Origin of the sequence: Campylobacter concisus (genome assembly GCF_002092855.1) — a bacterium.
Classification (GTDB): domain Bacteria; phylum Campylobacterota; class Campylobacteria; order Campylobacterales; family Campylobacteraceae; genus Campylobacter_A; species Campylobacter_A concisus_AI.
In genome coordinates this window covers 256,163-276,852 of sequence record NZ_LVLC01000030.1, presented here as the reverse complement: position 1 = coordinate 276,852, position 20,690 = coordinate 256,163, and the positions used below count along the sequence as shown (strand labels likewise).

Genomic DNA, 20,690 nt, shown 5'->3' with positions numbered 1-20,690 from the left:
TATATGTCTATTGTACCATGTGAAATATTTGTGTGACTATCTTTTATCGTAGCCCTAAAATTTAGCCTTTGCCTTTAAAATTCTTAGCATTAATTTTAGTAGAAATTGATTTTATTTAAAAATTTAAAGACCTACTAAAATAGAAAGTAAGTCTTTAAATATGATCTTATAAAGCCTTTATATCTCCACCGATAACTCTTAGCCCTCTACTATCAAATATTGCCTTTACGCCAGCTACTTCTATCACGACGCTTGATCCTTCTATCGTTACTTTTGTGCTACCTACTTGATGGATTATCTTATCTTTGGCATTTACCTCATAAGTCGTCTCTATATTGCTAAATTTTGAATCAGCAATCTCAGTGTACTGGGCAGCTGTTTTTGTTGTGAAATTTGACTTAGCATTTATATCAATGTAGCTATTTGCCTGAAGCACAATATGCTCGTTACTAAATTCATTTATGCCTTTTTGTGAATTTAGCTTATAGCCACCATCTATATTTTGCTCTTTTGTGCCTTTTACCTCTTTCATCTCATCATTATGTATGGTCGTATTAAGATTTGATTTTACTTCTACAAATTTATCATGTCCTACAAATTCATGACTATCTTGGCCTACTCTTGTATTGTTATCAACGGCTACATTTAGCGTATTTGAGACACCAACTACTGTATCTTTTGAAAGTCCAACTGTTGTTAGATACTCGCCTCCGACATTTACATTTTTTGCTAGATCTATCGTCTGAATGTGGGCTTTTTTTACTCGTTCAGTATAACTTCCATGCACTTGTGAGCTTTTGTCATTTAGTATTGTTTGAGAAAAGTCGTTATTTACAAGCTCGTCATAGTCCTTTTCTGCTTTTACATAAATTTGCTCTTTATTCTTTAAATTTGATAAAGTGATCTCGTTTATACCGGTCTCATTTGCGCCAATTGTTTTTGAGCTAAGAGATGTTTGGTGATAGTTACTATCTACATTTACAAGTGGCGTATTTGAAGCATTATATAGGCTGCCACTTACTACTGGGTTATCTATGTCATTTTGTAAAAAAGAGATGATAACCTCATCGCCGATCCTTGGTATGGCAAAAAATCCTGAGCTATTGCTAGCAATAGGCGTTATCACTCTTAGATAAGCACTCTTGTGATAGCTTGCGTTGATAGCGTCGTCTTTATCGATTATCTCTTGTGTGCTAAAAGCATTTAACCTCACCTTTACTCTACCATAGCTATCAGTATGGATCGTATTATTTTGGCTGTTTAGTCCATCTTGACCGACTACAAGACCTAGCGTAATATCTGGTGCTTTTGGCTTTTGCTTGTAGCTTGGGACAAATTTCACGCTACTTGGAATGATGCTTATCTCGTTTGTGTATGAGCTTATAAATTTTTTATCTTTAAATGGGACATTATCGCCCAAATTTAAGGTATTTTCTAAAACGCTCTCATCAATATAAGTATGCTTTAAAGCTATTATTTTAAACTCATATTCGCCCTTGCTAGCGTCAATGGCTACCGAGATATTGTCATTTAAATTTAGTGCAAATACATTTGAGCTAGCGGTAAATTCTTTTAAAAGCATATCGCTTCTTAGTTTCTTAAGGTAGGTGCTAACTTCAAGCAAGCTAGTATCACTAAATGAATACTCGTCCAAATTTATATGCTTATCATAGATATTTACCTGCTCGTCAAATATCTTTTCATTTTTACTCTCCAGCACATTTGGATAAGCTGTATTTTGAAAAGAGTGCGTAAAGCTATTTGCCTTTAGTGTTTCGCTCTTTGTTATTTTATTTATATGCTCGGTTGCTAGATTATTATTCAAATTTACATTAAAACTTACCTTTCTAGCTTCCTTGCCACTACTTGTATCGCTTGAAGTAAAATTTTCATTTTGATTGCTATAAGCTAGTATAAATGTATCATGAAAGTAAATTTTTTCATTATCTTCGTAAAAATATATACCGCTATCATGGCAAAGCCTTGTTATGAAAGCTAGATCACTCTCATTGTACTGGGCTATAAATTCTCTTTTGTTGTAGTTATTTTTGATATTTGAGAAGTCCAGCTCTTTGGTTAGTCTTTGTTTATTAAAAGCCAAAATATCCTTTACTACTTCTAAGATACTCTGGTCCGTATAAATTCTATTTGCTCTATTTATACTTAGCCTATATAGCGGTGAAGTTAGCTTAAATTTAAAGAAGTACTTTTTATCTATATTTGTACTAGTCTCATCATCTACGCCAAGATACTCTACATCGCTTACTATTCCACTAAAGTGCATATCGTTTGAGCTACCATCTGGAACGATGGTTTTATTTGTTGAAGAAGGCCTTTTTATGCTTAGCTTTATACTTTTATCAAGATATTTATATATGCTTGAGTAGCTTTTATCGTTATTGTAGATGGTGTCTAAATTTTCATAAAGCGGGTTTTTCACCAAATTTATATAGGCAAAGCACTCTATGCTAAATATACTTTCTAAATTTTCATAAATATCTGCACGTGTAACGATAAATTTATCGTTTGACTCGTTTGCTATCTGAAGAGTCGAGAAGGTATCGTTAGATACGCCGTAGTCCACAAAGCCGTCTGTTGCTACTGAATTACTAGATGCTAGCATGACAGGCTTGGCTAGTGATGATGTTGGTGATGTTAAATTTTTGTCCATTTGTTGCTCTTTCAATCTTTTTTCGTTTTCTTCTTCTTATTGTAATGCCTTTTCAAACATTTCAATATCGGTGTCAGTGAGATTACGCATAGTTTTTACACTTTCTTCTATTCCACCTCTTTTTGCTTCTTTGTATTCATTGTAAATTTTTTCTTTTTGGTTATCTATTCCAGTTTTTGCTACTTCAGCAACTGCTTCACATGTTTTGCAACCCAATACACCAAAAGTCTTACCAGTGCCATCAATGACTTCACTAAATTTTGTAAATGTATCTTGTTTTTCGTAATTCTTTATTTCTGAATTATTACTTTTTACATCTAGCTTTTTTTTATTCACGTTAAAGAAACCCACTATTTATTTCCACCATTTAATAATTTCTCTAAATCTTTTTCATCATTTATAATTTTCAAAATAACCTTTAAAACCTCATAGTCTTTTGGGTCTTGTCCGTGCAATAAAAGCTTTTTAATTAGCCTAAATTTATCGTCTTTAAATTCTTTATATTTTTGAGTTTTTATAAATTCCAATAGCTCAGGGCTAGCTTTTTTATTGTCTATACCGACACCATTTTCCCTAAAGAAAAATGCAAAGCTCATGCCTATGGATGTTGCTAAACTAGCATTAGCTGATGTTCCTTTTAACAAAAGAGTATCAAAAGTTTTTGTTTTATTTGCATCGTAAGCAAATTCCAATAAATTCGATCTAATCGTTAAATTATTTAATTTTACGCTAGCATTAGCATCGCATCCGAGATCATCTATGTAGTATTTTATATACTTAGCCGTTTCAGTGTCACTTAAATTTTTATTAAAAATAAGTCCAAACATATCCGTGCAGTTTGCTTCATGTGAATATAAAGATGTTATGAGAAATATGATTATTACCAATTGCTTCATTGCGCTAATTCCTTTTGAGTTCTGTTCTTTAATAAATTATCTAGATCTTTTTCATCATTTATGAGTGTCAAAATATATTTTAAATATTTGTAGTCTTTAGGATCTTGTCCGTATTGTAGTTGCTTTTTAATTAATTTAAATTTCTTTTCTTTAAATTCTTTATATTTTTGAGTTTTTATAAATTCTAGTAGCTCCTTGCTAGGTGTTTTACTCTCAAATCCAACTCCATTATCTTGAAAAAAGAATAAAAATTCTGATCCCATAGAAAAAGCTAATCTACCATTTGGCTTTGTGCCTTTATCTAAAAGGTCATCAAAAGTCTTAAATTTTTTCATTAGAAAGGCGATTTCTAATAAATTTGGCTCATATCTAAGTTCATTACTTTTAAAAGTTATATTCGCATCGCAATTAAACTTGTCTATATAGTAATCTATGATTTTAGTGGTATTTTCATCACTTACATTTTTATCAAATATAGCAGCGAACATATCCGTACAATTTGCTTCGTGTGAATATAAAGATGTTATGAGAAATATGACTATAACTAGGTGTTTCATATCGCATTTCACATATCATGTTAATTTAAAAGATAAAGATAAAAAGGGCTCATCTGTGTCCTTCTAGCTAGAAGATGATTTTATCAACCCTAGGGGTAACCCCTAGGTTGGTTTTAAGCTTTTTTAGTAGCTTCTCTCCAGTCGTCGCTTCCGCTTGTGCCTGCAGCTACGTGTTCCCAAACTATCTTTCTATAGTTCATTGAAACTTTGAAAAGCTCTGTTTTATCACTGTTTAGCTTGTCTTGAGCATTTGGACTTACTAGAGTAATATCTGTTATAGTTGCATCTTCTAGTTTTGTAGTAAAGAAATGCTCTGCACCACCACTAGTTGATGTTCTATACCAATAGATCTCAACCTCTGGAAGTCTTTCACCTTGTGTTAAAGCATTGTAAAGAAGTGGAACAGCTTTATTTAGTGATGTAGTAAAGCTAAATGGTTTATGAACTCTTTGGCCTGATGGTTGACCACTTTGTGGATCAGTTGGAACTGTTACTATATGAGAAACCTCTTGAGCCATGATCTCATCTTCGTGACCTGACTGATAGCGATTGCCTATACTAGCTTCTGTTGAAGCACCACTTGAAATAAGTCCTTGTGTAGAACCTTTCACTTTAATATACACTGGTTGTGACATATTTACTCCTATTAAAAAGTTTGGATTATTCTATCTTTTATTTACTTTCTGTTTTATTAAAAACATTACTTTTTTAACATATAGCTTTGAAGAGCTTTATGTAATAGATAATTAAACGCTTCCTTGTCTTCCTTAGTGCTTTTTAGTACGGCTCCTGAAAGATATTTAAAAAATGAGTTATTCTCGACTATATCATACATTTGGCTATATAGCTCTTTGCATATAAGCTTAACCAAAACAGTATTTATTAGTTCTGTCGAGTCACTAAGAGGAAGAGTTTTCATGATTGTTTCCATATCTTTTGTATTTAAAGTCCTAGTCTGCTCACTTATAGGGCTCATATTTGGTTGCAATTTTATACTCTCAACTATCTTTGTCAAAAGCTCATCCATGCTTTTTGCAGTTAGCATATTTTGATTATTTGCATTTTCTTCTTCATCAAAATTTTGAGCTATCTCATTTAAATTTAAAACTGCATCGTGCGCATTTTCATTTAAAGTGATATCTTTTTTATCATTTATTAATGAGTTTATCTTTGGCTCTTCTTTAAAATCAACATTTGAAATTTTACCAACTGGCTCAAAATGTTTATCATCGAGTTTGTCAAAATTTTTCGTATTTTCTATTATTTTATGGGCTTTCCCTATATATTCATCAATCCTAGAAGGGTCTATAAATATAAATTTTAACTCCCCTATTCTAAAGACATCGCCCAAATTTATGACGCTCTCATAGTCATCTGGAAGCTTTGAATATGAATCACTATAAAAAATTTCACAATCTTTATAGCCACAAATTGTGAAAACCCCCTCTTCAAATCCAACATGAGCGTGTTTTGGTGCGATTGAATCGCTCATATCATTACAAGAAAATTTTGTAGTGTCTAGTGAGCCTATATCACCACCATTTTCATCAAAAATGATAAATTGAGCTGAAAAGCTTGACGCTTTATCGTAATTTTGTATAACTGCTGCTATTTGTTGCATATTTTATCCTTAATAAAGCATCTTCTTTGGTAAATTTATCGTTGGTATGATATCCATAAGCTCTAAAAGCTCTCCTCCATTTGGCGTTACTTCAAAGCCAAAATAAGAATCTCTTCTACCATCAAAATTAAGCGTACTAACGCCAATGCTACTAAAATTTGAAGCTTTTAATATCTTATACCAGCCCCACTCTCCATCAAAGCTTAACTCTTTTCTCTCGCTTCCAGTACTTGAAACTGCATTGAATTTAAACTGCGTTGATATATCAAAATTTTTACTTGAAACTATCAAATTTGAGGCAATTGTATGATCATAAGTCAAAGAGTTATTAGAATAACCAATATTTATATGACTGAAATTTGCTGATAAGTCGACAGCTTTTAAATTATAATTTAATTTTAGCTCATCATTTGAATCAAGCATTAAATTTGAAATTCTGTCTATATAGGCAATATTTTTAAGGAAATCTCTGCTAAATCTTAGCTCTTTTGCATATTTTGGTCTTATTTTATAACCATCAGCGGTTTTACTCAAGATTTGTTTTAGATATCTATCATAAAAGCTATTCCAAGTTCCGTTTTTGCCAAAGAATCTTTTAAATTCTTCTATACTGACAGCCTTTGGAGATTGTTCGTTAAATGGATAAAATGGCTTGATAAGACTTTCAAAATCATCAAAAACATCATCTCTATATGCTGTTGATAAAAGCGCTGAAGCGCCATTTTCTACTTGTTTCCACGCAAGTGTCGATAACTTTTGATAATATTCATTTAACTCATCTGGAAGCTTCTTAGCATCATTATTTAAGACAACGAATGGGTCGTTTTCATTTTTTATACCATTTATTGCATAAACTATTTTATCATCGTTACTTTGAAGCATTTCGAAGTTATAGTCACTAACTTTTTTATAAACGCTTGTTACATCGTTGCTTATAATATCTAGCAAGTCATTAGAATTTAACGTATGGTAATTAGTAAATTTAGCACTAAAATCACTGAAAACACGTTTTATCTCACTTGAAGCAAATCCTAGAGAATAGATATATTTTAGTAAATTCTCATCATTTAAATTTGTATTTTGATTAGTTAATTTTATTAAAGAATTTAAAGGATTTTCTCTCTTTGACAAGATGTCGAGCTCTTCTATGACCTCTTTTTTTGTGGTAAATTCATTTGGTTCTATTTCTCTTAAAATTTGGCTCCACTTATCAGCATAATTTTGCAAATAAAGCTCTATTACAGCAATACTTAACTCTTTCTTATCATTTGAGCTAATATCTTTTAAAGAAGAATTTGTCTCCATTAGCCAAGATTCTATTCCAGCTGTTTGATCTATGTTTGAGCTAAGCTTTGATAAGAAATCTCTTAAATTTTCTTTTGTATAAATTTTATTAAATGGCTTAAATGCTTCTTTCTCTTGGACTACTGTGTATAAATTTTCAACATCTTTTTTAATATCATAAAAAGATTTATCGTCCTTGAACGAAATGAACTCAAGTATGTAGTAGAGTCTTTGTGCTCTTTGAACAGGTGATAGCCTCGTATTTGCTATACTTTGAGCAACTGTATCTGCAGTTATGTTTAAATTTTCTGCCTTTAAAATAGCCTCAATATGAGCTAAAAATTCATCTTTTGCAACGCCATATTTTTCAAATTTATCCCAGTTTGTACTAATCCAAATTTTAAATAAATCCACATTTGTGTAATCTTTGTCAAAGAGCGAATCATACATATAAAATGCTTTTATTAGCTTATCTGGATCGCTTTCATTTTTTAGTATATTTTCCATTTCAGTTAAAACTGTATTTTTGAAAAAATCAGCATTCAAATCATAGTAAAGCGCTTTAACTGGAGTGAAGCCTTTATACGAAGTATCTAGTGTTATATACTCAAATTTAGTATCGCCGCTAAAGATTCTTGGATAGTCATTTAGACTTTGTTTTAGTAAATTTAGAAGCTCAATCTTTTGTGTTGGAGAGAGATCCTTGTATTTTTTACCATCAAGGTATGAAGAAATTTTATTTGCATTATTTATAGCATTTTGCTCTTTTATGTTTTTGGTATCTAGAATAAAACTAGAACCCAAATATACTCCAGCACAAAGTATGGCTACTAAAACAAAATTTGCAAATTTTGTAAATCTATTTTGAGCACCAAATTTATTTAAGTTGGCTTTAAAAGCTATCTCTTTTAAAAATGATTTTACAAAATAGCTTTGTTTACTATAGTTATTTACTGCTCTTAAAAGTGGTTTTTTGATGTTATATCTATCGCAAATAGTATTTGTAAGGTAGTTTATAGGTATATTTTCTTGATAAGCACTGACGAAATAAATTCCATTTATGGTTGAGCTATTTTTAAGTGCATTTTGAGAGCTTAGCTTTGTTACAAAATCTTTCACTAAAGCAAAAAAATTATCAAGTTGTTTTAAAAATAGATATGAACGTTTTTTGTCTTCCAATAAATGCGAAATCGAGTTCTTACTCATGAGATGTTTAAATAATGACTCGCTTAGGCTTTTTAACTCAGTTTCTAGTGATTGTTTTGAGAAATTTGAATCCAGGTTTATTCCTAAAGCCTTATTTGCCACATCTTCATTGAAAAGCCTAAAATAATCTCCCATGCCATCTATTAAGTCAAGTTTGCTAAAAACAATATAAATAGGGAATTTAATGTTTAGATGCTTCTCACAGTCATTAACCCTTTTTACCATATATCTAATTAATTCATCAAAATATTCTTGAGTGCCTTCGAGAAATTTTTTAGTATCTATGATTAAAACTGCGCCACTTAATCTAGCGTTAAAATCATTTCGCTTTAAAAAGTGTAAAAATTCACTCCAGATACTTTTTTTAAGCAAGTAATCCCTATTTTTATCCACATCATCTTCAGGAAGCTCTTCAGTAGCTGTTGGCTGATACAAGCTCTCTTGTGCAAAATGTATACCCTCAGTATCTAAAAGTGCACCAAATTTTGAAATATAAAGATTAAAGTTTGTTGTACTTTTATGTATTTTTTTATAAGTATCTAAACTATCAGATAGTGGAAATTCGATATTTGAGTAGTTTATAAACGCGCTCTTTCCAGCACCCTCATTACCCATTATCATTATCAAAGGCAATTTTTTAAAATTTATATCTTTTTTCCATGTTGTTTTGGCATCTTTCAAAGAAAGCATAAAATTTCTTTTTGCCTTACCAAAGCTATCCATAGACTCTTTTTTTATCTCTTTTAGCTTATTATTTTTTTCATCTTTTTGAGATGCTAAATAGTGCATTAATGGTTTGATTAAAACAAAAAACAAAATAACTGCCCAAAATGCAATTAATATAGTGACTCTTGAACTTATACTAGCAAAGCTATATACATCGTTAAAAGCTATAAGTGGAGCGTAAAGCCAAAATAAGATGCTTAATGCAATAGAAGCTACCAAAATGGTACTGTGTTTAAATCTAAAAAAGACAAAAAACCTTCTTAGGTAATCGATAAATGCCATTGATGCACATCCTTTTACAAATAAATATATTTCTTTAATGTAATAATAACAAATATTTTAGATTTTATATCTAAAAATTTAAGAGCAAAGCCTAAATTTTATAAAATTTGACATATTTTTATTACTTTTGAGCCTTGCACCAAGGCCTATTTTACTATAATTTTCATCTGTCCCAAGCTTTAATTGCATCTTTGGAGAATAGTTTATTTTTATGTATAAATCGGCAACAAATTCATTGTTTGTAAAAAAAATAAGAGTATCTTGAAGCTCTTTAAATTTTCTTCTCTTTGGGAAAAAATCAATAGCTTCTTCATAATCTATGCCATTTATATAAACTGCTATCTTAGTTTGTTTCTCAAAAAGCTTTTTACCAAGTATAAAATTTCTGCCCAAAGTCCTATTTTTGATACCAAGCGAATTTAAATTTGAAGGCGCTATGAAAATTTGATTTGGTAGATTTTCTAGCAAAAATAGTTTATTTTTTAAATTAAAATGACGCTGCAAGGCAAACTCAATCTCTCTTTTAGGCCTTCTTTGGCTAATGATAAGCGGAGAAAATGGTAAGAATTTTTTTGCTAATTTTTTATTGCTTATGTTTAATATATCCAATAAAATCTTTGAAATTTTATCATCAAGCTCTTTTTCAAAGGATCTTGCATAATTTTTTAGGCTAATGCTATCAAAGAAAAGCCAAAGCAAGTAATTGTCAAAAAAATCAAAAAATTTCTCAAAATTATTATCGTTACTCTTTGAAATCTTCTCCAAAATATAACTTGTAAGATGCGAGCCACTTCCCAAAAGACCCATAAAATTTACGACGATTTTTATTGCATCCTCTTTATTTAAGCTCTCAAGCTCATTAATCGGATAGGCAAAACTTGGGCTATTTTTTAAAAAAATATCTCTTCTATCGTGATGTTTTAGGCAGTTCTTTACTAATTTAAAAAAAGAAGCTTGATTTAGTTCTTTGTTCATATTAATTTTTTTGTACCACCTAAAAAGTCATAATTAAGCAAAATTTTACTCTTTATACACTTTATTTTAAACTCGCAAAATGAATTAATTGAAGCAAATTTTGATAAAAATTTAGCCAAATTTATACCTAAAGCATAGACATTTCCAATACTCTCAAATTCACTTTCATCTATATAGAATATGCAGAGCAACCCTCTTTTTGCAAAGCCTTGATCAACTCTATAAATTTGCTTTGTTTTTATATCATAAAGCGAGTTAGCAAATTTTTTAAAAAACTCATCATCTGACGCGCTAAAGGTATTAAGAAGTGCTAAAAAAGAGCTCTTCTCTAGTATACTTTGATAGCTAAAAGATAATATGCTAACTAGTTTCCAAAGAAGATTTCCATCTATTTTTACTCGCTTTACACTAGTTGGAATGGTTAAATTTTTAGTTGTTACGCCTTGATGGGATAACACTCTATCTATCTCACCAAGTTTTAGTTTACGAGGCAAATCACCATTGCAACAAAGTGCATCTATGCTAATGGTTTGATCTTTAGAGTCACTTTTAAAAAAGGAAATTTCTTTATAAGAGTTTAGTTTTATATCTGTTTTATTGCTGACAAAATAATAATCTTTTGCTCGCTCATCATTTAAAAATTCGAATCTCTCAAAACTTTTATAGTTTTTTAACATCCTTTTTTCATTATTACTGCTATGGGCGACCACTTTATTGATTGAAACGATTTCATAAGCATCGATATTTGAGCGATCTAGAAAAATTCTATATTCGCTTCGTCTATTGTTATTCAAAATAGGCTCGGCACTCATTACAAATAAATTTATTGCAGGCGTAGCAAAAAGAGAAAAATACTCTAGCCTTGGCACATATCCACTTGGCATATCTTTTGAAAATATGAATTTAATATTAAAGCTTTTTGTAGAAAAATTTTTAAGAAAGCTAAGGCCGTTTAATCGCACAAAATTTAACTTTGAAGGAAAAAATGATAGCTCTTTTAAAAGCTCAAATGCTTCAAATCCAAACTCATCACTCTTTATCAAACGCTCATCAAACTCATCTAAACTCAGTTTATCAGGGCTTAACTTTATCTCTTGATCGCTATCTTCAAAACTTATTGTAATAAATTTTAAGTAATTTTTTAGCCACATTAAGAGCGTAGAAGAGAAGTAAACATTATCTCCAAGATATAAATTTAAAAAGTCTATATCAAGTTCTTTAGTGCTAAGCTCATCCTTTGTAACGCTTATATTTAAATTTAGAAGATAATCACTCTTATTGTTTGACATAAAAGCTTTTGTTATCTTTAATGGAAGCAAATTTATATCAAAGATTGTTTGAAATTTACACGTTATGCCGTTGATCTGCTTTGACTCAACTATACTTCCTTTTGGTATAAATTCTTTTGTCCCAGAGAAATCATCTCTTAAGGCAAATTCTTGCATACAAACTGATGGAAAAGGATTTGTATAGCTTGGCATTAATATATTTACTAAAGACTCAGCGATTAGCGGGATATTTTCATCTAGTTCTTGCCTGATCCTCGATGTTAAAATAGCCATATTTTCTATTATGCTCTCAACATCAGGATCTTTGCTTTTAGTATCTAAAAAGGGTGCTACTTTTGGAAAATTTTTAATAAAAAGGGCTCTTGTTTCATCAAGATATGCCATTTCTTTTTGAAAATAAGCTAGATTATTTTCATTATAATCCATTATAAAATCTCACAATATCTATTGTTTTTAAAAATAACTTTTAGCAAATACTCTTTGAAATTATCGTTTTTATGCTTGTAGTTTATATTAAAGATGATACGCCAAGGCTTTAGTGAGTCATCGTATCCGATAGATGTTACTTCTATTCTATTCTCATTTGAGCTGATTAGTTCATATATTGCCATGCCAAGTTTATGGCCAAGCTCATTTATTTCAACGCCCATCGACCAAAGATCAATAATACTATCATTTAATCGGCCGTAGTTACCAAGTCTAGAGTTTAAAATGGTATCAATGTGGTCTTTTATGTCGCTGTCTAGATCTTTAAAATATGGACGTAGCTTTGATTCATCACTAAATTCATATAAAATTTTATCTATCAGCGACATAGTAAGCTTACTCTTTGTCTAGTTTTCCGACCAAAGAAAGCTCGAAATTTGCTCCCATAAATTTAAAGTGAGGTCTAGCCAAAAGCTCTATTTTGTACCATCCAGGCTCGCCAGCTATATCACTGACGATTACTTTTGCGCTTCTAAATGGTCTTCTACTTCTAACATCTGCTGGTGGATTTTCCTGATCTGAGATGTATTGCCTTAGCCATTCATTTAAGCCGCGCTCAACATCACTACGCTCTTTCCATGTACCTATCTCTTCTCTTTGAAGTACTTTTAGATAATGAGCCAAACGAGAGATCAAGAACACATAAGGTAGTTGAGTTCCGAGCCTGAAATTTGTCTCAGCAGCTTTACCTTCTGGAGTATTTGGGAAAATTTTAGGCTTTAGTGCAGAGTTAGCAGAGAAAAATGCAGCGTTATTGCTATCTCTTCTTAAAGTAAGAGCGATAAATCCATTTTCTGAAAGTTCAAATTCTCTTCTATCTGTGATCAAAACTTCGGTTGGAATTTTTGTTTGAACGCTTCCATAATTTTCGTAAGTATAAGTTGGAAGATCCTTTACAGCACCGCCACCTTTTGGTCCAATGATATTGCCGCACCATCTATAATCAGCAAAACTATCTGTAAGCCTTGTAGCAAACGCATAAGCTCCATTGCCCCAAAGCATATCATCGTGATTATTTACAGTTTCTCTATAATTAAAGCTCTTTATAGGGTTATCTTCTGGCACATAAGGAGATCTTGTAAGAAATCTATTTACCATACATCCTGTGTATTTTGCATCTTCATTTTCTCTAAAAGTTCTCCACCTTGTATATTGTGGGCCTTCTAGCATGCTTTTTAGATCTTTTATATTTTCAAGCTCACCAAAATTATCAAGTCCGAAAAATTTAGCAGAAAGAGATGTAAGAAGCGGCGAATGGCTCATTGCAGCAATTGATGACATTTTATTTAAAAAAGTCATATCTTGATTTGATTTATCTAGCTCATAATCAGCCACTATCGCACCAACTGGCTCACCACCAAATTGTCCATATTCAGCTGAATAAATTTGTTTATAAAGTGTACTTTGAGTTATATCTAGATTATTTTCAAAATCATCTAAAATTTCTTCTTTTGTGGCGTCTAAAAGATCAATTTTTACATTTTCATTAAAATTTGTTCTCTCAACCAAAAATCTAATTCCACGCCAAGTTGATTCTAGCTCTTGAAAAGATTTATTGTGTAAAATTTCATCCATTTGAGCAGATAAAAGGGTATCAATGTGGGCTATCATCTCATCAAGTGCGAGCTTATTTATTTTATCTTCAGCATTATTTGTTGTTATTATATTTGAAATAAACTCAGCAACTCCTTGCTTTACAACACTATAACTCTCGTCATCTTTTGAATATTTACTCCTTTGCATTATGCTTTCAATGATAGGAGTTTTAACTTTAGTTTCAGACATTTTTATTCCTTATCTTGTTCGTCTTTAATCTCTAAAAGAAGTCGTTTTCTACTATCTTCATCTTTTATAGCTTCTAAAACCGCTTTTCTAAAATCAGGCATATTGCCCATAGGACCTTTTAGTGCAACTAAAGCTTTTCTAAGCTGTAAGAGTTTTTTTAGCTCAGGAATTTGATTTATAATATTGTCTGGATTAAAATCATGGATGCTCTCAAAATCAAGATCAATATTTAAATCTTCATTATTAGAATTTAGCTTATTTTTTACAGAGAAATTTGTATGAATATCTAAGCTTTTCATAACCTGATCAAAATTTATTTTATTGATAGAAATCACTTCACGATCTTCAAGTGGAGTTTGGTTTTCACCAGTTAAATTTGCAACTACCATAAGTTTTAATGGAAGCTCTACATCAGCCTCTTGGTCATTTGTCTTAGTTTTATAAACTATATTTATGCGTTCTTTTGGTGGGATTAGATTATCTGCCATAGTAACATCCTTTTTTTCGTAAATGATTTAAGAATTATATTTAAATAAAATTAAAGGTGATTTAAAAAAACATATTTTATCACACAAATGTTTTTGCCTTTATATATACGTCTGACAAATAATCTTTAAGCTCGGTATTTTCTATAAAATTAACTATTTGTGCATAGGTAGCTTTTGCATTATTATTCATACCTTGTGCGGTAAAAATTTTTGATAATTCAAGCATAAAATTAAGCTCACTTTGAGCGCTTGAAGCATGCTTGCTTTTGTCTAGTTCTTTTATTAGATCTTCAAAACTCATATCTTTTTTACTATCACTGCTGGAAGTAAATTCCAAAGAGTTACTTTTAATAAAAAATTTATTTATATCTTCACTAAAAAAAGCTTCTCCGCTTTGAAATTTGAGCTTTTTTATATCTGGAAATTTATCAATAAAATTTAAAACCATATCACAAATAAGATCGCTTTGCTTTACAAGCCCAGCACTATTTAAAAACTCGCAAAATATATTAATGCCTTCTATCCAAAATGGGTTAAGTGCTAAATTTCTTATAAATTTTTCTAAATTATCAAGATTTAGTTCGTTACTTTTTTTAAAAAGCATAATTAGATTTTCATCAGGATAACGTATCTGAGTTATTTGATCGCTACTTGATGGAAGCGCCTTTATTCTACCCCACATTGCTTCAAAAATTAAAGCATAAGCGTTAAAATTTTTAATATCACTCCTTAAAAGCATTAGTGATAAATTTATAAAATATTCTCTAAATTCTCTATCATTAAATGTACTAATATCATTACCACTAAATGAAATGCTTTGATGGTAAGTTGGCTCAGTTTTAGTAATGACTTTTGGCTCTTTAGCTTTTAAAATTTCTTCTTTTTTTTCTTCTATATGAAGCGTATCAAAATGTGTACTAAGCTCTTGCGAAAGCTCAGGTACAAGATCATTAAACGCTTTTGCGTCAGCTTGATCCAAAGCTTTATCATTAGCTTGCGTAAAAAGCTCTATTGTTTGAGCTATTATCTTTTTTTTAGCAGGTAGTTGTTTTTCATTTTTTGCAAGTAAATTTGGCTCTTTTTTCAAAATAGATAAAAAAAAGGCAAAAGCTTTTATAAGTGTTCTAAAAGCCTCTTTGTCGTTTAAATTTATAGCAGAAATCGCTAAAAAATTTAAAAGCTTGGCATCAAGACTAAACTCGCTTAAGGCTTTTAAAGATGAGCTAAATACATAATCCCACTTTATACTATCATGCATCAAAGTTTTATACTTTGACATTTCATCAGTTAAACTAATATAAAGCTCATTCTCTAAAAAATCTTCATTAAATTTATTACAAAAATTATCTTGCACTTACTTATTATCCATAAAATTCTCTATCTTATTATTTAGGATGCTATCGTTTCTGATATTGTTTTGATCCATAGAATATGTACTATATAAAAATGCAGCTGCAATCATGGCAATAGCTAGCAAAATGAAATAAAATTTTAAACGTTTTAGCGAAAATACCTCAAGAAAACTTTTCTTTGTCTGTTTTAAGTAACTCTTTTCAAATACATTTTCATCAGCTTTTATGAGCGGAGAAACAGCCGCAGCTATATTTTCGCAAAGATAAGAGATTTTTTCATTGCAATCTTCTTGGGTTTCATATTTTCCTTTATAACCAAGCACCAAACAAGCATATATAAATTCTAAGAAATCTTTATTTTTGCCAACATTTTCAAACCACTTATCCATAATGCCAAAGAATTTATTTCCACCTAGATTTTCATTAAAAAATCTTGTTGTCAGGGTATTATTAGCCCAAAAGCTGTTCATAAAAATTTCATTTTTTAGCAAGCTCTCATCTATAAAAACACAAAGGCAATATCTAAGTCTAATAATATCGTCTTCCTCGTAAATGCCTAGATTTGATATCTTTGAAGTAGTGCTTAAGATATCGTTTATCAATTTTTCACGTAAATTTGCCATTTCACTTTGTGAAAAATTTTGTAATTTTGAAACCCTATTTGCCAAAAGAAGCAATGGTAACACATGATCTAGTGCAAGATTTGTGCCAAGGCCTAAAAGATTTGTTTGACTTAAAACTGAGGTTTCATTTTGATTCTCGTTCATTTTTATCCTTATAATAAAGCCCACATTTTAATGTCAGCATTCGGTAAATTTGCCGTTATATAAACGCTAATCACATTTTGATTTGCAAAGCTTTTAAAAATTTCATCTTTTTTGTCTATCTTATAGTAGATATAATCGTTTAACTTCGGTAAAGTACTAGGAACAACAGAAATTTGCTCTACGTTTATACCTCTTAGCTGTGAAGATACTATTCCTTTTATATTTGATTGAGTATGGATCTTGCACTGCTCTTTAAAATTTTTAAGAAGATACTCATTTTTCGTATCACTGTGAATAGCAAAATAAATTTCTGAGTTTTCAATAATGCTTGGATTATCAAAAATACAGTCATAAAAGCCGTGATTATTTTTAACAATTTGCGCCATTATATATTTTGGAGATAAGATATGTGAGAATAAAAGTCTTAGATTATTTATCAAAGGTACAAAAGTTTGAGTTAGATTATTGTGATCGTAGGCGATAAATTCGCTAAAACTATTATCGTGACTAAGTGCCAACAGATCAGACTGAAAATCAACTAATTTTTCATACAAATACTCTGGGTGAAATTTATCTTTCTTTAGTAAATAAGAGAATATTAAATGCCATTTTTTTAGCATATTTAGTGTTAAATATGTTGAAAAATCAAGTCTATTTTTAGCTTGATCAACACCTCCTAGCAACCCAAAATAACTCTCTTGATGTTGCTTTGTAGCAAAGCTAAGCTCCTCTATAAAATTTGTTATGAAAGTGTTTTTACTGATGTCAATACAAGTTGGAATAAATTTTTCGTCAAGTGTTATTTGTTTATTTAGATCTATATTTTTTATTTTACAAATTGGTATGCTAAGCTCGTAAGGCATCTTTGAGCCAAATACCCCAAGAGACGATCTTTGGCTTGCTAGGATTAGATTTTCTTTATCTTGTGTAAAGGCCGAAGATAGTTCAAAATCATCTTTATCGTCTAGCTCGTTTAATATATCATTGCTAGCTTCATCATGCACTCTTGAGCTAATAAGTGCTTGCTTGGCTGTAAATTTTAAATTTGGTAAATTATTTTGCAAGCTAATATCGACCAAACCTGAGCTAATAGGTAGTTTTAACACTATAATGGCTGAGTTTAGTTCACTTGGGCTTATCTCAAGCGGTTCTGGTAATTCATCTTGATCTGGCGCGTTAAAAATCGTGCCATCTTGAGAGATACAAGAAATTTTAGTTAGCCCTATTTTGCCTTGAAGCAAAAGATCGCTTGAAATTTCTAAATCTAAAACACCGTATAAATTTGAAAAAGAAGAGATGGTTTTTAGGTTTAAATTTCTCTCAAAATATCTTTCTTGCTGCTCGAAATGAACCTTATCAACGTTCATTCCATTATACCAAACGACTTTTAGCTTTTCAGACATTTTATTTGCTTGCTTGTATTTTAGAGCTACTAGCGTCTAAAACATTTACGCCATTTTTTGTTATTTCAAAAACTATATTTTTTTCTTTTATCTCTTTTGTTGCTTTGTAAGCCTTGATATTTGTCTTGCTCTGATCAGCATAAAGTACCAAAATACCGACATACGGAACCTCGTCAGGATATACATTTGTAAAAGCATATCTATTTGTATTTGGCTGAATTTGTGTTTTTATAGAGTCAATCTTGTCATAACCTAGTATTTCACCATTTCTCTCGGCTAGATCGATAATGCTAGCTTCTTTAAATTTAGCCACATCTCTTAATTTATAAGCTATGATAGTTATAGGAACATTATCGCCATGATAGTTTAAATTTGAATTTGGCATATTGCTTATAATAAGATCTTTTGCACATCCTGTAAGAAATAGCATAAATACTAAAAAAGATAGAAATTTAAATATTTTTTTCATGAGTTCCTTTACCTGATTTTAATAATATTATTTTTGCGTAATTATATCTAAAAAATTTAGATGATGCTCATTTTAAAATTAATGTTCTTAAACAAAACTTTTATATCGGTTCTTATTCTTTTTTATCGTCTTTGTTGTTTTTATTATCTTTACTATTCATATTATCTGTAACTGCCTGTACTATTCCAGTAAATATACTTGCCCCAGCTTCAGCCCCAGTCCGTAAATCCTAATTGCCTGCTTTTTTATGTTTATCCTCTTGTGGCGTTGTAACCAATCCACATTATAAATACAAATATGGCCTGTATCAAAGAGACGCCGCCTATCGTGACGTCCATTTCTTTCAAATTCTTTTTCGAAAAGTCGCTCTTTTTTATGCCGTTTTTTATCATAAAATATACATTTGTAAGCATGATTAATGCGACTACGGCATCAACATAATATTCTCCGAAAAGAAGTTTTAGGATTATTATACAAATAGCACCTACTATAAAAAATGCTATTGACCCAAAAAATACAATCCAATTATTCTTCATTACTTATCTGCTTTTTTGTTTTATCTTTTTTACTTTCTACGCTATCTGCAATAGCTTGTCCGGCTGTAGTAATAAAATTTGTTCCTACTTCGGCCGCAGTCTTTAAATCCCCATTGCCTATTTTTATGTTTTTACCAAAATTTCATGCTATATTGCCGAATGCACCAAAAGTTCCACCGGCAAAACCTTTTCCAACCACTCTCTCTGCATCTAGATCTTTTGATCTATCTTTAAGCTGAGAGTATAGCTCGGTAGATGAGTTAACAAAAGCGCCTCTGACTATTGCTGAGAATAAACCGCTAGCAGCTCCACCATATGCACCGCCTAATGCATTTATTACTACTTCTGTATAGTCAATATTTTTAAAACTATAGCCGTTATTTTATACTGCGATCCAACATCTATACCTCCGCCTATGGTGGCGCCTGCTACTATACCCGGGGTTTTTGAGCTATCATAAAATTTAATATCTTTTGTTATATCTTTTATTAAAGTACTAGGACTGCTTTGCGAAGCAGATATCTTTGGCTTGCCGACTGCTACTAAATAACCTTTATCGTTAGTAATTTTATAAACCTCTACCGGTTTATTATTTTTATCTAATTGTTGATATATCACTTTATTTCCCGTTATATCCATACTATGAGCTACATACTCTTTGCCGTTATGTCTTAATATACCGTCGCTACCCAACTTTCCTCCTTTTGGAGTATTGGCTAATAGTTTTTCGTTTATTCTTGCTCGCATCTCTACAAATGGAGCTTTTATCGCATTCTTTGAGCCGGAGTATAGAGCCGACGATAGTTGCTTTGCGGCGCCGACGGCAGGTTTAGCAAACGGTACAAGTATATCGCTTGCATCTCCTAGTCCTATGGTATGGTCCGGGTCCCAATGCTGATCCTCATACTGCTCTTTAGTTGCGGTATATAAAGGATAACTCATCATACTCTCTTTATAAAAGTCGGTAAAGTATAGATTTCTATCTTTGGCAGCGGTTGTCAATATATTATACGCCTCATCTATTTTATCCCTATCAAACACCATACTATACCCGGGCGCCTCGCCTTCATCGGCGCTTTCTAGGGTAGATACGGTATGATCGAAGGCCTCTTTTTGAGATTTATCGACATTCGTTTTAGCTGCAAGCATAAAAAGGTTTATTGCCTGAGCATAAGGTACGTTATTTTCTTTACTATATCTATATGCTAATTCCATTGCAAGATCATGTTCATTGCTTGTTAGTATTCTATTCGCTCCCAAATTCTTATCTAGCTTTGCAAATTCTCTATTGTTATTTATCATGCTTGTTGTTACAGCTGTTGTTAAAGGTGTCTTAGAAAAACCTTTATCATTTAGCCATAGAGCGTGAGAGAAATATCTAGTTGTAAAGTTTGAGAAATTTGATGCGTATTTGGCATCATCGTCTCTATTCTTATTTATATCCCTATGATCTTGTATATCCATCGATCTTTGGTTTTCATGGGTTATGGTCTTTACTAGATCTTTCATATTGGTTATGTTTTTGAAATTTATATAGCTAGATCCGGTTTGTAAGCTTGTAAAACCTTGTATTTTTTCTTTATTATATCCTGTTTGATCTGTATATATAGACTTTATATCATTTGGTTGATATCCTAAATTCTTCATAACAGCAAGCATTATTAGTGTCATAGCAACTCTTTCTTTTTTGTATGTAAGACTCTTTGCATAGTCTTTTTCAAAGCTTCCTTGATAATCTTTAAGTAAATTTTTACAAAGGATCTATTTGTATAAATCATCATCTTTAGCATTAAAATTTGTAACGATTAGCAGTGATTGGGTGTTTAATGTATTTTATAGGCGACTTGAAATAAAAGCTAGAAGTAAAAATTTAAAACAAATCTATTTTTTATGGTAT

Annotated in this window: 18 protein-coding genes; all 18 read right to left on the bottom strand. The window is 31.0% G+C overall.

Features of this window, described 5'->3' with window-relative positions:
* Positions 1–166 precede the first annotated feature (166 nt).
* Positions 167–2,686 (bottom strand): type VI secretion system Vgr family protein, encoded by a 2,520-nt coding sequence (locus A3223_RS09075; RefSeq protein WP_180378727.1) that lies wholly within the window; start codon positions 2,684–2,686, stop codon positions 167–169.
* Between the two features lie 21 nt (positions 2,687–2,707).
* Positions 2,708–3,022: a hypothetical protein gene (locus A3223_RS09070; RefSeq protein WP_084110021.1), complete on the bottom strand. Its 315-nt coding sequence runs from the start codon at positions 3,020–3,022 to the stop codon at positions 2,708–2,710.
* On the bottom strand, positions 3,022–3,567 hold the full coding sequence (locus A3223_RS09065) for a hypothetical protein (protein ID WP_103644497.1): 546 nt from the start codon (positions 3,565–3,567) through the stop codon (positions 3,022–3,024). Before A3223_RS09065 ends, A3223_RS09070 begins: the two co-directional genes overlap by 1 nt.
* Positions 3,564–4,055, bottom strand: a complete 492-nt coding sequence (locus tag A3223_RS09060) for a hypothetical protein (protein WP_084110020.1) — start codon at positions 4,053–4,055, stop codon at positions 3,564–3,566. Before A3223_RS09060 ends, A3223_RS09065 begins: the two co-directional genes overlap by 4 nt.
* A gap of 182 nt (positions 4,056–4,237) precedes the next feature.
* Positions 4,238–4,759, bottom strand: coding sequence for an Hcp family type VI secretion system effector (locus A3223_RS09055; protein ID WP_054195925.1), 522 nt, complete (start codon positions 4,757–4,759; stop codon positions 4,238–4,240).
* Between the two features lie 65 nt (positions 4,760–4,824).
* Positions 4,825–5,745, bottom strand: coding sequence for a hypothetical protein (locus A3223_RS09050; RefSeq protein ID WP_084110019.1), 921 nt, complete (start codon positions 5,743–5,745; stop codon positions 4,825–4,827).
* A gap of 9 nt (positions 5,746–5,754) precedes the next feature.
* Entirely contained in the window at positions 5,755–9,243 is a 3,489-nt protein-coding gene (gene tssM, locus A3223_RS09045) for a type VI secretion system membrane subunit TssM (RefSeq protein ID WP_084110018.1), read from the bottom strand.
* Positions 9,244–9,321: 78 nt separating this feature from the next.
* Positions 9,322–10,218 (bottom strand): type VI secretion system baseplate subunit TssG, encoded by an 897-nt coding sequence (locus A3223_RS09040; RefSeq protein ID WP_084110017.1) that lies wholly within the window; start codon positions 10,216–10,218, stop codon positions 9,322–9,324.
* Positions 10,215–11,933, bottom strand: a complete 1,719-nt coding sequence (gene tssF / locus A3223_RS09035) for a type VI secretion system baseplate subunit TssF (protein ID WP_084110016.1) — start codon at positions 11,931–11,933, stop codon at positions 10,215–10,217. Before tssF ends, A3223_RS09040 begins: the two co-directional genes overlap by 4 nt.
* Positions 11,933–12,322: a hypothetical protein gene (locus A3223_RS09030; RefSeq protein WP_054195920.1), complete on the bottom strand. Its 390-nt coding sequence runs from the start codon at positions 12,320–12,322 to the stop codon at positions 11,933–11,935. The genes tssF and A3223_RS09030 overlap by 1 nt, the downstream gene beginning before the upstream one ends.
* A gap of 7 nt (positions 12,323–12,329) precedes the next feature.
* Complete coding sequence (tssC, locus tag A3223_RS09025; RefSeq protein ID WP_054195919.1) at positions 12,330–13,778, bottom strand: type VI secretion system contractile sheath large subunit; 1,449 nt, start codon at positions 13,776–13,778, stop codon at positions 12,330–12,332.
* A 2-nt stretch (positions 13,779–13,780) separates the two neighbouring features.
* The gene (tssB, locus tag A3223_RS09020) at positions 13,781–14,266 is read right to left on the bottom strand and encodes a type VI secretion system contractile sheath small subunit (protein WP_084110015.1); all 486 of its coding nucleotides are present in this window, start codon (positions 14,264–14,266) and stop codon (positions 13,781–13,783) included.
* Between the two features lie 79 nt (positions 14,267–14,345).
* Positions 14,346–15,620, bottom strand: a complete 1,275-nt coding sequence (locus A3223_RS09015) for a type VI secretion system domain-containing protein (protein ID WP_084110014.1) — start codon at positions 15,618–15,620, stop codon at positions 14,346–14,348.
* Positions 15,621–16,385 carry a type IVB secretion system protein IcmH/DotU gene (icmH, locus tag A3223_RS09010; protein ID WP_084110013.1) on the bottom strand — a complete coding sequence of 255 codons (765 nt, stop codon included), beginning with the start codon at positions 16,383–16,385 and terminating at the stop codon, positions 15,621–15,623. It lies immediately after the preceding gene.
* Positions 16,386–16,393: 8 nt separating this feature from the next.
* Positions 16,394–17,788: a type VI secretion system baseplate subunit TssK gene (gene tssK / locus A3223_RS09005; RefSeq protein WP_084110012.1), complete on the bottom strand. Its 1,395-nt coding sequence runs from the start codon at positions 17,786–17,788 to the stop codon at positions 16,394–16,396.
* 1 nt (position 17,789) lies between these two features.
* Entirely contained in the window at positions 17,790–18,257 is a 468-nt protein-coding gene (tssJ, locus tag A3223_RS09000) for a type VI secretion system lipoprotein TssJ (protein ID WP_054195914.1), read from the bottom strand.
* 251 nt (positions 18,258–18,508) lie between these two features.
* A complete protein-coding gene (locus tag A3223_RS08995) occupies positions 18,509–18,793 on the bottom strand; it encodes a hypothetical protein (protein WP_084042025.1) in 285 nt (94 codons plus the stop codon).
* 339 nt (positions 18,794–19,132) lie between these two features.
* Positions 19,133–20,464 (bottom strand): hypothetical protein, encoded by a 1,332-nt coding sequence (locus A3223_RS08990; RefSeq protein WP_084110011.1) that lies wholly within the window; start codon positions 20,462–20,464, stop codon positions 19,133–19,135.
* Positions 20,465–20,690: the final 226 nt, after the last annotated feature.